Below are 12,987 nucleotides of genomic sequence, written 5' to 3'. Positions count from 1 at the left end.
GTGCGCTACCTGGCGGTGGTCGAGCGCGGTTACCGCGGCTCGGTGGAGACCCAGTTCGCCGACGTGCTCTACCTCGTGCGCGAGCTGAACCGGCAGTTCGGCGGGCTGGACCTGAGCCTGCGCGGCCTGGCGGTCACCTACGCCGTGGCGGCGGCCCCGGTCGCGCCCGCGGTGGGCGTGGACGCGCTGCCCGACCCGCGCGCGTCGCTGCGCACCCTGCTCGACGAGGGCGTCGCCGTCACGGTCGCCGACGCCGACCTGGCGGCCGCGGGCCTGCCGGGCGACGTCCCCCTGCTACCCGGCGTGGTGCGCGGTGCGGCCCGCTGGTCCGACTACCGAGCCGTCTGGTTCCTCTGAAGGAGAATCCGTGACCACCACCACCAGCTACCCCGTCATCGCGGCCTGGTCCGCCGTCTCCCCGCTGGGCCTGGGGCGCGCGGCGTTCAGCGACGGCCTGCGCGCCGGCCGCACCGCCGTGGCCGAGGTCGACCCGACCTGGGACGCCCCGGTGGAGCAGGCGTGCCTGGTGCCCGACTTCGACATCAAGGCGATCCTGGGCCGCAAGGGCACCCGCTCGATGGACCGGGCCACCGGCCTGGCCGTCACCGCCGTCGGCCGGCTGCTCGACGGCGCGCAGGGCGACGAGCGCACCGCCCTGGTGCTGGGCACCAGCACCGGCAGCGCGCAGTCCATCATGGACTTCACCCGCGACTCGCTCACCGGCGCGCGCCCGCACCTGGTCGACCCGGCCCGCTTCCCCAACACGGTGATGAACTGCGCGGCGGGCCAGTGCGCCATCTGGCACAAGCTCCAGGGCCCCAACACCACCATCGCCGCCGGCCGCGCCTCCGGGCTGCTGGCCCTGCGCTACGCCCTGCGGCTGCAGCGCAACCGGCACGCCGACGCCGTGCTGGTCGGCGCGGTGGAGGAGTTCTCGCACGCCCGCGCCTGGCTGGAGCAGCGTGCCCGCGGCCACGTCGCCCTGCTCGGCGAGGGCTGCGCGGTGCTGCGCGTCGAGCCCGGCGGCGAGGGCCTGGCCGAGGTCCGCGGCCTGGAGACCGCCCTGTACAACGACCACGCCGAGGTCCGGTCGGTGGTCGGGGACCTGGTGCTGCGCGCCCTGCGGCGCGCCGACGTCGACGTCGCCGACGTGGCCCTGGTCGCCGAGTCCGGCTTCGAGGGCGAGGCCGACGGCGTGCGCGACGCGCTGCCCGGGGCCGAGCCGGTGCGCTGCGCTGAGGTCATCGGCGACACCTCCGCCGCGTCCGCGGCCTTCCAGACCACCGCGGTGCTGGCCACCGCCGAGGACCGGCCCGAGCTGGCCGGCCGGGCGGCGGTGATCACCTCGGTCGACCACGACGGCGTCGTCGCGGCGGCCGTGCTCCGCCTGCGCTGACCGCCCACGTCCCTACCGCACCGAAAGGAGGGGGTCCCATGGTCGTCCCCCAGCGAGGCCGGGAGACCCTGGCGCGACTCGCGGCCCTGCCCGAGGACGCGTGGACCTCGTGCCGCGGCTGCCGGGCCGTGCTGCACGGCTCCAGGCTGCGCCGCACGGCGGGCGTGTGCCCCGAGTGCGGGCACCACGGCCGGCTGGGCGCGCGCGAGCGCATCGCCCAGCTCGCCGACCCCGGCACGTTCACCGAGCACCACGCCGACACCGCCGCCGGGGACCCGCTGGAGTTCACCGACCGGCTGGCCTACCCCGAGCGGGTGGCCCGCGCCCGCAAGGACACCGGCCTGACCGAGGCCGCCGTGGTCGGCATCGCCGAGCTGGGCGGCAGGCCCGCGGTGCTGGCCGTGCTCGACTTCGCCTTCCTCGGCGGCAGCATGGGCTCGGTGGTGGGGGAGAAGATCGCCTACGCCGCCGAGCTGGCCGCCACGCGGCGCGTGCCGCTGATCGCGGTGTCCTCCTCCGGCGGCGCCCGGATGCAGGAGGGCATCCTCTCGCTGCTGCAGATGGCCAAGACCGCCGCGGCCATCGGCCGGCTGCGCGCCGCGGGCGTGCCGTTCATCAGCGTCCTGGCCGACCCCGTCTACGGCGGGGTGTCGGCCAGCTTCGCCGCCCTCGGCGACGTGGTCCTGGCCGAGACGGGCACCCGCGCGGGCTTCGCCGGGCGCCAGGTGATCGAGCAGACCCTCCGCGAGGCGCTGCCCAAGCGCTTCCAGACGGCCGAGTTCCTGCACGAGCACGGCCACCTCGACCTGGTGCTCAACCGGGGCGAGCTGCAGCTGGTGCTGCGCGACATCGTCGCCTTCCACGCCGCGGCCGGCACCCGGCCCGGACCGGCCGAGCCGTTCCCGGCCACCCGGATCGCCGCGCGCGCGACCGACCCGTGGGAGGCCGTCCGGCTGGCCCGCCACACCGGCCGCCCCAACGCCCTGGGCTACGTCGAGCGGGTGTTCAACCGGTTCACCCCGCTGCACGGCGACCGCTGGTCCGGCGACGACGAGGCCGTGATCGGCGGGCTGGCGTGGCTGGACGACGCGCCGGTGGTGGTCATCGGCCACTGCAAGGGCCGCGACACCCCGGAGAACGTCCGCCGCAACTTCGGGATGCCCCACCCGCACGGCTACCGCAAGGCCATGCGCCTGATGACCCTCGCCGAGCGGTTCGGCGTGCCCGTGGTGACCCTGGTGGACACCCCCGGCGCGTACCCGGGCCGGAAGGCCGAGGAGGACAACCAGAGCGGCGCGATCGCCGAGGCGCTGGTGCTCTCCGCCGGGCTGCGCGTGCCGATCGTCACCGTGGTCACCGGCGAGGGCGGCAGCGGCGGCGCGCTGGCCCTGGCCACCGGCGACCGGCTGCTGATGCAGGAGAACGCGGTGTACTCGGTGATCAGCCCGGAGGGCTGCGCCACCATCCTGTTCGGCGACGCGGGCAAGGCCCCCGAGGCCGCCCGCGCGCTGCGGCTGAGCGCGCCGGAGGTCTACCGCCTCGGCGTGGCCGACGAGCTGGTCCCCGAGCCCGCGGGCGGCGCGCACACCGACCCCGCCGCCGCGGCCGACGCCGTCGCCGACGCCCTGCGCCGCGCGCTGGGCGAGCTGGTCCGCACCGACCCCGACGAGCTGGTGGCCGCCCGCTACCGCCGGCTGCGCGCCTACGGGTCGGCCACCCTGCCCGGCCCGGACGCCGCCCGGCGGACCGGTGAGCCCCCGACCGCCGCGGAGCGGTCCCCGATCGTGGAGAGCGCCCATGCCTGAGCAGACCCCGGCCACCCTCGTCGAGCAGGTGCGCGAACTGGTCGAGCTGGTGCACACCACCTCCGTCAGCCGCATCCGCATCGAGTCCGACGCCTTCCGGGTGGAGATCGAGGCCGAGCCACCCGCCGTCGCCGCAGCGCCCGCCGTCGCCGCCGGCCCCCCGGCCGCGGCGGTCACGACCACCGCCGTCACCACCACCGCCGCCGTCGCGGCCCCCGCCGAGCCGCCGGCCGGCGCCGAGGTCCGGGCGCTGCTGGTCGGCGTCTTCTACCGGTGCCCCGCGCCCGGCGAGCCGCCGTTCGTCGAGGTCGGCGACCGGGTCGAGGCCGGGCAGCAGCTGGGCATCGTGGAGGCGATGAAGACGATGAACCCGGTCACCGCCGACCGCGCGGGCGTCGTCGCCGCCGTGCCCGCCCGGGACGGCGAGGTCGTGGAGTTCGACCAGCCGCTGTTCGTGATCGGGGCGAGCTGAGGTGGGCGAGGAGATCCGGACCGTCCTGGTGTGCAACCGGGGCGAGATCGCGGTGCGGATCGTGCGGGCGTGCAAGGACCTCGGCCTGCGCGCCGTGGTGGCGCACTCCACCGCCGACCGCGACAGCATGGCGGTGCGCGTCGCCGACGAGGCGGTGTGCATCGGCCCCGGCCCCTCGGCGCGCAGCTACCTGAACATGCCGGCCATCCTCTACGCCTGCGCCCGCACCGGCGCGGACGCCGTGCACCCCGGCTACGGCTTCCTGTCCGAGAACGCGGTGTTCGCCCGGGCCTGCGCCGAGGTCGGGATCAAGTTCATCGGCCCGCCGGCCGAGCTGATCTCGCTGATGGGCGACAAGATCGCCGCCCGCGCCGCCATGCGCGCGGCGGGCGTGCCGGTGCTGCCCGGCTCCGACGGCCCGGTCACGTCGCTGGGCGAGGTCACCGCCGTCGCCGACGAGATCGGCTACCCGGTGGTGATCAAGGCCGCGGCGGGCGGCGGCGGGCGGGGCATCGCCATCGTGCGCGACCCGGCGGACCTGGCCGACGCCTACCGCGCCACCACCGCGACCGCGCGCACGCTGTTCCACGACGAGCGCGTCTACCTGGAGAAGTTCGTCGGCGCCGCCCGGCACGTCGAGGTCCAGGTGCTCGCCGACGAGCACGGCAACGTGGTGCACCTCGGCGAGCGCGACTGCTCGGTGCAGCGCAAGCAGCAGAAGCTGGTGGAGGAGTCGCCGTCGCCGTTCCTGGACGAGCGGCAGCGCGCCGACCTGTGCGCCGCGGCGGTGGCCGGCGCGCGGGCCATCGGCTACGCCAGCGCCGGCACGTTCGAGTTCCTGGTGGACGAGGCGGGCACGCCGTACTTCATCGAGATGAACACCCGCCTGCAGGTCGAGCACCCGGTCACCGAGGAGCGCACCGGGGTCGACATCGTCCAGTGGATGATCCGGGTGGCCGCGGGCGAGCGGCTGGGCATGACCCAGGACGACGTCCGGCCCACCGGCTTCTCCATCGAGGCCCGGATCAACGCCGAGGACCCGGACCGGGACTGGGCGGGCTCCGCGGGCGCCATCGAGCGCATCGTGCTGCCCGGCGGGTCCGGCGTGCGCGTGGACACCCACGCGCACAGCGGTTACGTCGTGCCGCCCTACTACGACTCCCTGCTGGCCAAGCTGATCGTGACCGCGCCCACCCGCGAGGAGGCCCTGCGCCGGCTCGACCGCGCGCTCGGCGAGTTCTCCTGCTCGGGCATCACGACCAACGCGGACTTCCACCGCAGGCTGGTGCGCGACGAGAGGTTCCGCACCGGCGACTACCGCCTCGACATCGTCGAAGCGCTCACCTGACACACCGAACACAAGACACACCAACAGGAGGAACCACAATGTCCGCTGTCGCCCTGGAGCGCGAGGACCTGCGCGCCACCGTCGCCGACGTGCTCGACGTGGACGTCGAGGAGGTCACCGACGACGTCGACTTCATCGAGGACCTCGGCGTCGACTCGCTGATGGCCCTGGAGGTCATGGTCGTGCTGGAGAAGAAGTACGGTGTGAAGATCGCCGAGTCCGAGCTGCGCGAGGTCACCAACCTGAAGAAGGCGTACGACCTGCTCACCGAGAAGCTGAAGGCCGCCTGATGACCGCGCCCGCCGCCGCCAGCCCCGTCACCGCCCCGGTGACGGTGCTGGAGCACGCCGACGGCCGCGCCGTCACCGAGGTCGTCATCGACCCGGAGCAGCCGGTGTTCCCTGGGCACTACCCGGGGTTCCCCATCTTCCCGGGCGTCTGCGTGGTCGAGTGCGTGAACCTGGGCGCCCAGGCCGCGCCGCCGGTGCCGGGCGCCCGGCTGACCCTGGCGGGCGTGCAGTCCACCCGCTTCCAGGGCCCGGTGTTCCCCGGCGACACCCTCCGGTCCGAAGTGGACTGGGTGGCCGCCGGGGACGCCTGGCTGTGCAAGGCGCAGGTGCACAACGCCCGCGGCCGGGTCGCGCAGGTCCGGCTCCGCTACGTCGTCGAGGGGGAATGAGATGACCGCGGTCGTCAACGGGGCGGCGGTGGCCGACCTGGGCCTGGCCGACATCCGGCGCGTGCTCCCGCACCGCTACCCGATGCTGCTGGTCGACCGGGTCGTCGACCTGGTCCCCGGCGTCGGCCTGACCGCCTACAAGGCGGTCACCGCCAACGAGCCGTGGTACCCGGCCCTGCCCGAGGGCGCGGACCCGGCCTACCCGAAGGTGCTGCTGGTCGAGTCCTGGTGCCAGTCCGCGGGCGTGCTGGTGGCCTGGGCCGAGCCGAACCCGGACGTGCTCAGCGGCCAGGTGATGCTGTTCGGCAGCATGGCCGACATCGAGTTCCTGGCGCCGGTGCTGCCCGGCTCCGTCCTGGAGCACCGCGTCCGCCTGGTCCGCGCGCTCAGCGACACCGTCATCTTCGAGGGCGAGGCCCTGGTCGACGGCGAGACCGTGCTGCGCGTCGGCCGCGTCGTGATGGCGATGCGGCCCGCCGGGGAACTGTCCCCCTGAACGACCCCCGCAACGAGGAGAACATCGTGTCCAACCGGATCGCCCTGGTCACCGGCGGCTCGCGGGGTATCGGCCGCGCGAGCGTCCTGCGGCTGGCCCGCGACGGCTTCGACGTCGCCTTCTGCTACCGCTCCAACCCCGACGCGGCGCGCGAGCTGGAGAAGGAGGTCGGCGAGCTGGGCGTGCGCGCGCTGGCCTGGCAGTGCGACGTGGCCGACCACGCCGCGGTGCGCGAGTTGGTGTCGACCGTCGCCGAGCGCCTCGGCGACGTCGACGTGCTCGTCACGTCGGCGGGCATCGTGCGGGACAACCCGCTGATGATGATGACCGAGCAGCAGTGGCACGAGGTGCTCGACACCAACCTCGACGGCACGTTCAACGCGTGCCGCGCGGTGGTGTTCGAGATGATGAAGCGCCGCTCCGGCAGCATCGTCAACATCTCGTCGGTCGCGGGCGTCTACGGCAACCCGACGCAGACCAACTACTCCGCGTCCAAGGCCGGCATCATCGGCTTCAGCCAGGCCCTGGCCAAGGAGGTCGGCCGCTACGGGATCCGGGTCAACGTGGTCGCGCCCGGGTTCATCGAGACCGACATGACCGGCGCGCTGTCGGACAAGGTCAAGCAGACGGCGCTCAAGAGCATCCCGCTCGGCCGCCTGGGGCAGCCGGAGGAGGTCGCCGACCTGGTGTCCTACCTGGCCTCGGACCGCGCGGCCTACATCACCGGCACCGTCATGCAGATCGACGGCGGTATCGTGCTGTGAAGCCGAAGAAGACGCTGTACTACTTCTCGCTGCGCAGCCCGTACGCGTGGCTGGCCCAGCACGACCTGGCCGGCCGCTACCCGGACGTGGCCGAGGCGCTGGAGTGGCGGCCGTTCTGGGAGCCGGGGCAGCGCGGCGGCGCCGAGCTGGCCGCGGCCGGCGGGCGCTTCGTCTACACCCCGATGTCCAAGGAGAAGCACCTCTACATCCTCCAGGACGTGCGGCGGCTGGCCGCCGCGCGCGGGCTGTCGGTGACGTGGCCGGTGGACCGCGACCCGGACTGGGAGGTGCCGCACCTGCCGTGGTTCGCCGCGTCCGACGCGGGCGTGGGGCAGCGCTACGTCGAGGCCGTGCAGAGCGCCCGGTGGCGGGAGGGCCGCGACATCTGCGACCCCGACGTGATCGGGGGCATCTGCCGCGACCTCGGCTTCGAGGCGCCGGACACCACCTCGGGCGCGCTGCGGGAGCGGGCCACGGCCGCCCTGATGGACGTCTACCGCGACGACGTGTTCGGCGTGCCGTTCTTCGTCCACGGCCGCGACAAGTACTGGGGCCTGGACCGGCTGCCCGCGTTCGCCGCGGCGGTGCGCGGGTCGCGGCCGGCGGACGGGGCGGCAGCCCCGGCGCTGCCCGAGGTGGCGCTCAACACCGCGGACAGCGACTTCGGTCACGCTGGAGGATGCGGCTGACGCCGTTAGGCTGCGGGTGATCCGGTGCTGGGCCGGGTGCGGAACCGGGGAGGGTCCATGGGGGCGAAGCGGCGCGGGCCGGCGACGAGAGCGGCGTCGGTCCTGCTCACACCGCTGGCCCCGCTGTTCGGGGCCTTCCTGGCGTACCGGATCTACCACCCGCCGCGGCGCCGGCACCACCGCTCGCCGGCCGACTACGACCTGCCCGCCACCGAGCTGGTGCTGCCCCTGCCCGACCGGAAGGGCTCGCTGCACCTGTGGGTGTGCGAGGGCGACCCGGACCGGGTGGTGGTGGTCGGCCACGGCATCGGCCTGAGCAAGTCCGCGAGCCTGCCGCACGCGAAGTTCCTGCACGAGGCGGGCTACACCGTCGTGCTGTTCGACCACCGCAACCACGGCCGCAGCAGCCAGGACGCCTCCGCGTTCGGGCTCAGCGCCCGCTTCACCTCGGACGTGGCCGCGGTGGTCGACCACTTCCGGGGGCGGGCGGCGCACGCGGGCGCCCGGTTCGCCGTGTGGGGCTTCTCGTTCTCGACCTTCCCCATCCTGTACGTCCCGATGCGCGGGCGGACCCCGGTCGCGGCGATCATCTGCGACAGCGGGCCGGCGGTGGACACCGGGCCGCTGTTCCGCAACTTCCTGGACACCGGCGCGCTGCCGATCCCCGCGCCGTTCCTGGTCGGTCCGGCGCGGTGGCTGGTGGAGCCGGTGTTCGCCGGCCTCAGCGCCGCGATGGTGCGCGCGCGGTGGCCGCCGCCCGCCGAGCGGTACGACGGCATCGGGCTGCTGTTCCTGGCGGGCGAGCGGGACGCGATCGTCCCGGCCTCCGCGGTCGGGGCCGTCGCCGCCCGCTACCCGCACGCGGAGCACCGCGTGATCCCCGGCGCCGAGCACCTCCAAGGCGTCAAAGCAGACCCAGACCTCTACCAGGAGACGGTGTTGTCCTTCCTAGAGCGGAACCTCGGCTGATGCGACTGCCCGAGCACTGGGGCGTCACCCCAGCCGAGACCACCCGCCACTACCCGTGCGACGACCTGATGCCGCGGCCCAGGGCCACCTGGTACCGCGGTGTCGACGTCGCCGCGCCCGCGCCCGTGGTCTACCGCTGGCTGTGCCAGCTGCGGGTCGCCCCCTACAGCTACGACCTGCTGGACAACCTGGGCCGCCGCAGCCCCCGCACCCTCACCCCGGGCGCGGAGGAGCTGGCGGTGGGCCAGCGCATCATGTACATCTTCGAGCTGGTCTCCTTCGCCCCGGACGAGCACCTGACCATCCGGATGCGCTCCAGCACCGGCCTGCGCCTGTTCGGCGACTTCGCCCTCACCTACGACGTGCGCGAGACCGCGCCGGGCCGCAGCCGCCTGGTGGCCAAGCTGCTGGTCGGCGGACCGGCGGGCGGGCTGCACGAGGCGCGCAGGCGGGCGATCGCGTGGGGCGACCTGATGATGATGCGCAAGCAGTTGCTGACCTTCCGGGACCTGGCGGAGGGCTCCGCGCGACCGCGTGTCAACTAGTGGACAAAACGGCCAGCCGGCCGCGGCCGGGTCCCTAGACTCGCGGTCCATGAGCCACTACCGGCCGAACCTCCGCGACCTCGAATTCGTCCTCTTCGAGATGCCCGGCGCGACCTCCGCGTACGGGCAGGGGCCCTACGCGGAGGTCGACGTCGACACCGCCCGGCAGGTCCTGGCGGAGGCGGCCCGGCTGGCGACCGGCAAGGTGGCCGCGTCGTTCGCCGCCACCGACCGGCAGCCGCCGGTCTACGACCCGCTGACCCGGGAGGTGGCCGTCCCGGAGGCGTTCGCCGAGTCGTTCCGCGCCTGGCGCGACGCCGGGTACTGGCGGCTCGGCCTGCCGCCGGAGCTGGGCGGCACGCCCGCGCCGCCGCGCCTGCTGTGGGCCCTCGCGGAGCTGGTGCTGGGCGCGAACCCGGCGGTGTTCCTGTACGCGGCGGCGGTGAACTTCGCGCGCCTGATCCACGACAAGGGCACCGCCGAGCAGCAGAAGGTCGCCCGCCTGCTGGTGGAGCGGGCGTGGGGCGCGACCATGGTGCTCACCGAGCCGGACGCCGGCTCCGACGTGGGCGCGGGCCGCGCCAAGGCCGTCCGGCAGGACGACGGCAGCTGGCACGTCGAGGGCGTCAAGCGCTTCATCACCAGCGGCGAGCACGACCTGGCCGAGAACATCGTGCACTTCGTCCTGGCCCGCCCGGAGGGCGCCGGCCCCGGCACCAAGGGCCTGTCGCTGTTCCTGGTCCCGAAGTACGACTTCGACTGGGACACCGGCGAGCTGGGCGAGCGCAACGGCGTGCACGCCACGAACGTCGAGCACAAGATGGGCCTGAAGGCGTCCACCACGTGCGAGCTGGTCTTCGGCGGCGAGCGGCCCGCGAAGGGCTGGCTGCTGGGCGAGGTGCACGACGGCATCGCCCAGATGTTCCTGATCATCGAGAACGCCCGGATGACGGTGGGCACCAAGGCGATCGCCACGCTGTCCACCGGCTACCTCACCGCCCTGGAGTACGCGCGCACCCGCGTGCAGGGCCCGGACATCAGCCGGATGGCGGACAAGACCGCCCCGCGCGTGACGATCGTCAACCACCCCGAGGTCCGCCGCAGCCTGCTGACCCAGAAAGCCTACGCCGAGGGCCTGCGCGCCCTGGTGGCGTTCACCGCGGGCTGCCAGGAGGCCGCCGCGCTGGGCGACCCGGCGGCGGCCGGCCTCAACGACCTGCTGCTGCCGCTGGTCAAGGGCTACGGCGCGGAGCGCTCCTCGGAGCAGCTGATGCACGCGCTGCAGGTCCTGGGCGGGTCGGGCTACCTCCAGGACTACCCGCTGGAGCAGTACGTCCGCGACGCGCGGATCGACAGCCTCTACGAGGGCACCACGGCGATCCAGTCGATGGACCTGTTCTTCCGCAAGGTCGTCCGCGACCGCGGCGCGTCCTTCGGCGCCCTGTCGAACCGGATCTCCGGCTACTGCGGGCCCGACGCCGACCTGCTCAAGACCGCGCTGGAGGAGGTCCAGTCGCTGCTGGGCGTGATGATCGGGCACCTGACGGCCGAGCCGCCGCGGATGCACCTGGTGGGGGAGAACACGACCAGGTTCCTGCACGCCCTCGGCGACGTGGTGGTCGCCTGGCTGCTGCTGACCCAGGCGGAGGTGGCCGCCGCCGCCCTGCCGACGGCGGTGGACAAGGCGTTCTACGAGGGCAAGGTCGCCACCGCCCGCTGGTTCGCCCGCACCGTCCTGCCCCAGGTCACCGCCCACCTGTCCGCCGCCAAGGCCACCGACGGCCTGCTCGCGTCGGTGCCCGAGGACGCCTTCTGACCCGGGCCGGGATGACGCCGGCCGGGCCGGCGCAGAGCCCGGCCGGCCGCGGTCCGGTCGGTCGCGGTCACCTGCCGCGGCCGGTCTCCTCCTGGAGGCGGTCGATCATCTGCGACGCCTGGACCTTGGTCAGGTCGGCGGGCACCTCCTCGCCCGCCTCCTGCGCCAGCGTGTGCAGGTAGGACTCCTGCGGTCCGGTCATCGGCTCGTCGCCGGTCGTCCAGTCCTCCGGGTCCTTCTCCGGTGTGCGGTTCACGGCCGTCTCCTCTCACTCGAACGCCCGTTCGAGGTACCCGCCCCGAGGTCCGGTCAACCCCGCCACCCGCCGCCGGGTCGAGCGACCCCGCCCAGTCCACGCACGAGCCGCTCACCCGGCGCGCCTGCACCGGCAGCGCCGCACCTCGTGCCATACCGGTCGCTTCGTGTTCTCCTCCCCGTACGGCCTGGGCGCAGCCCGATCGCATTTGTCGGGGGGTGTCAAGCACGCTCTTCGCTTGACACCCCCCGACAAATGCGATTGCCTTCGGCAGGCCGTGCGGGGAGGAGAACACGACCGCCCTTTCTTTTCCTCCTCCTTGGGGGCCTCTCGGCCGCTCTTCATACTTGGGTCGCGCACGGATCCAGGTAATAATTGGTGCCGTACTGATCTTCAATTGTTGGGGTCTGTGGTGGCTTGTGTCGGTGGGTGGGGCTGTCCCGGGGGTACCCGTGGGGTATGCGCTATCCCGATGGTGGTGGCCTGACCGGACGGGAACGGGCCCGACGTGAGGCGGTGCGGATGCAGGCCGCCGACTGGTTCGAGCGTGGTGTGGGCGCCTGCGAGGTCGCTCGTGGTCTGCGGGTGTCGACCAAGTCCGCCTATGCCTGGCGGCGTTTGTGGCGTGCCGGGGGCCGGCAGGCCCTGCGCTCCAGGGGGCCGGGCGGGCCGGACTGCCGTCTGGACCGGGCCCGGCTCGACCGGCTGGTCCAGGCCCTGGAGCAGGGGCCGGCCGCCCACGGGTACACCGAGGATCGACGCTGGACCCTGGCCAGGGTCGCGGAGCTGGTCGCGCGGTTGTTCGCGGTGCGCTACACCCCGGCCGGGATGTCGCTGGTGCTGCACCGCATCGGTTACAGCCCCCAGGTGCCGGCCCGGCGGGCCGACCGCCGTGACGAGGCCGCGGTCACCGCCTGGCGGCGGGAGTCGTGGGCGCGGGGAAAACCCTAGCCGCGGACCTGGGCGCCTGGTTGTGCTTCGAGGACGAGACCGGCTGCAACACCCGCCCGCACAAGGCCCGCACCTGGGCAAGGCGCGGCCACACCCCGGTCCTGCCCTACTGGGCCGGTTCCCAGGGTCGGATCTCGGTGGCCGGCCTGCTCTGCGTCAAACCCGGCGAACGCACCCGGCTGCTGCACCGGGTGCTCGTGCACCACCGCCGCCGCAGCCCGCCGGCCCCGCGCAGCTTCCTCGAGCGGCACTACCTCGCGCTGCTGGACGACGCCCACCGTCGCCTGGGCGGCCCGATCGTGCTGATCTGGGACAACCTCGACCGGCACATCAGCGCCCGGATACGGCCCGCCCTCGCCGCCCGGGACTGGCTGCACGTGATCCGACTACCCGCCTACGCCCCGGAACTCAACCCGGTGGAAGGGGTGTGGTCACACCTCAAACGCGGTCTGGCCAACCTCGCCCCCGTCGGTCTGAACGACCTGGTCCCGATCGTGCGCCGCCGACTCCGCCTCATCCGGAACCGGCCCGACCTGCTCGACGGATTCCTCGCCCACACCGGCCTGACCCTCACCCCCGAACCAACCTGACCCCAACAATTGAAGATCAGTAGCGCTCGAAGCTGAAAAGATTAAAAGAGTCCTCGCCGGACGGGCAGGCCGCCAAGGAGGAGGAAGAGCAAGAGCGGTCGTGTTCTCCCCGCATGGCCTGTCAAAGACGACCATGCTTTTCCTGGGGGTGCAAGCGAAAAGCGTGCTTGCACCCCCAGGAAAAGCATGGTAGCCCTCCGGGCAGGCCATA

16 protein-coding genes are annotated in these 12,987 nt (G+C 73.6%); 15 read left to right on the top strand and 1 reads right to left on the bottom strand.

The features are described from left to right. From JOE68_RS06065 to JOE68_RS06005, 13 genes are read left to right on the top strand one after another with little or no spacing between them, the layout of a single operon-like run. The gene (locus JOE68_RS06065; protein ID WP_204841351.1) at positions 1 to 357 is read left to right on the top strand and encodes a hypothetical protein; all 357 of its coding nucleotides are present in this window, start codon (positions 1 to 3) and stop codon (positions 355 to 357) included. Between the two features lie 10 nt (positions 358 to 367). Next, positions 368 to 1,396 (top strand): beta-ketoacyl synthase N-terminal-like domain-containing protein, encoded by a 1,029-nt coding sequence (locus JOE68_RS06060; RefSeq protein ID WP_204841350.1) that lies wholly within the window; start codon positions 368 to 370, stop codon positions 1,394 to 1,396. Between the two features lie 38 nt (positions 1,397 to 1,434). Continuing rightward, positions 1,435 to 3,201 carry an acetyl-CoA carboxylase carboxyltransferase subunit alpha gene (locus JOE68_RS06055; RefSeq protein ID WP_204841349.1) on the top strand — a complete coding sequence of 589 codons (1,767 nt, stop codon included), beginning with the start codon at positions 1,435 to 1,437 and terminating at the stop codon, positions 3,199 to 3,201. Then, positions 3,194 to 3,673, top strand: coding sequence for an acetyl-CoA carboxylase biotin carboxyl carrier protein (accB, locus tag JOE68_RS06050; RefSeq protein WP_204841348.1), 480 nt, complete (start codon positions 3,194 to 3,196; stop codon positions 3,671 to 3,673). The genes JOE68_RS06055 and accB overlap by 8 nt, the downstream gene beginning before the upstream one ends. A 1-nt stretch (position 3,674) precedes the next feature. Beyond that, positions 3,675 to 5,021 (top strand): acetyl-CoA carboxylase biotin carboxylase subunit, encoded by a 1,347-nt coding sequence (locus JOE68_RS06045; protein WP_204841347.1) that lies wholly within the window; start codon positions 3,675 to 3,677, stop codon positions 5,019 to 5,021. 38 nt (positions 5,022 to 5,059) lie between these two features. Further along, positions 5,060 to 5,311 carry an acyl carrier protein gene (locus JOE68_RS06040; RefSeq protein WP_204841346.1) on the top strand — a complete coding sequence of 84 codons (252 nt, stop codon included), beginning with the start codon at positions 5,060 to 5,062 and terminating at the stop codon, positions 5,309 to 5,311. Next, positions 5,311 to 5,700 (top strand): 3-hydroxyacyl-ACP dehydratase FabZ family protein, encoded by a 390-nt coding sequence (locus JOE68_RS06035; protein WP_204841345.1) that lies wholly within the window; start codon positions 5,311 to 5,313, stop codon positions 5,698 to 5,700. Before JOE68_RS06040 ends, JOE68_RS06035 begins: the two co-directional genes overlap by 1 nt. 1 nt (position 5,701) lies before the next feature. After that, entirely contained in the window at positions 5,702 to 6,196 is a 495-nt protein-coding gene (locus tag JOE68_RS06030) for a 3-hydroxyacyl-ACP dehydratase FabZ family protein (protein WP_204841344.1), read from the top strand. Positions 6,197 to 6,219: 23 nt separating this feature from the next. Next, a complete protein-coding gene (gene fabG / locus JOE68_RS06025; protein ID WP_204845951.1) occupies positions 6,220 to 6,960 on the top strand; it encodes a 3-oxoacyl-[acyl-carrier-protein] reductase in 741 nt (246 codons plus the stop codon). After that, positions 6,957 to 7,649, top strand: a complete 693-nt coding sequence (locus tag JOE68_RS06020; RefSeq protein ID WP_204841343.1) for a 2-hydroxychromene-2-carboxylate isomerase — start codon at positions 6,957 to 6,959, stop codon at positions 7,647 to 7,649. The genes fabG and JOE68_RS06020 overlap by 4 nt, the downstream gene beginning before the upstream one ends. A 57-nt stretch (positions 7,650 to 7,706) precedes the next feature. Beyond that, on the top strand, positions 7,707 to 8,618 hold the full coding sequence (locus JOE68_RS06015) for an alpha/beta hydrolase (protein WP_204841342.1): 912 nt from the start codon (positions 7,707 to 7,709) through the stop codon (positions 8,616 to 8,618). Next, positions 8,618 to 9,163, top strand: coding sequence for a hypothetical protein (locus JOE68_RS06010; protein WP_204841341.1), 546 nt, complete (start codon positions 8,618 to 8,620; stop codon positions 9,161 to 9,163). The genes JOE68_RS06015 and JOE68_RS06010 overlap by 1 nt, the downstream gene beginning before the upstream one ends. Before the next feature lie 49 nt (positions 9,164 to 9,212). Next, positions 9,213 to 10,979, top strand: a complete 1,767-nt coding sequence (locus JOE68_RS06005; RefSeq protein WP_204841340.1) for an acyl-CoA dehydrogenase — start codon at positions 9,213 to 9,215, stop codon at positions 10,977 to 10,979. A 67-nt stretch (positions 10,980 to 11,046) separates the two neighbouring features. Here the strand turns inward: JOE68_RS06005 and JOE68_RS06000 are convergent, their stop codons facing one another. Next, a complete protein-coding gene (locus tag JOE68_RS06000; protein WP_204841339.1) occupies positions 11,047 to 11,235 on the bottom strand; it encodes a DUF3072 domain-containing protein in 189 nt (62 codons plus the stop codon). A gap of 459 nt (positions 11,236 to 11,694) precedes the next feature. On the opposite strand from JOE68_RS06000, the gene JOE68_RS05995 reads away from it, so the two are divergent. Together JOE68_RS05995 and JOE68_RS05990 are read left to right on the top strand one after the other, a co-directional pair. Next, positions 11,695 to 12,186, top strand: a complete 492-nt coding sequence (locus tag JOE68_RS05995; RefSeq protein ID WP_204840485.1) for a winged helix-turn-helix domain-containing protein — start codon at positions 11,695 to 11,697, stop codon at positions 12,184 to 12,186. Next, on the top strand, positions 12,165 to 12,776 hold the full coding sequence (locus tag JOE68_RS05990; RefSeq protein WP_307819415.1) for a transposase: 612 nt from the start codon (positions 12,165 to 12,167) through the stop codon (positions 12,774 to 12,776). The genes JOE68_RS05995 and JOE68_RS05990 overlap by 22 nt, the downstream gene beginning before the upstream one ends. Positions 12,777 to 12,987: the final 211 nt, after the last annotated feature.

This window comes from Saccharothrix algeriensis (assembly GCF_016907655.1).
Classification (GTDB): domain Bacteria; phylum Actinomycetota; class Actinomycetes; order Mycobacteriales; family Pseudonocardiaceae; genus Actinosynnema; species Actinosynnema algeriense.
This window is presented reverse-complemented; position numbering and strand designations above follow the sequence as displayed.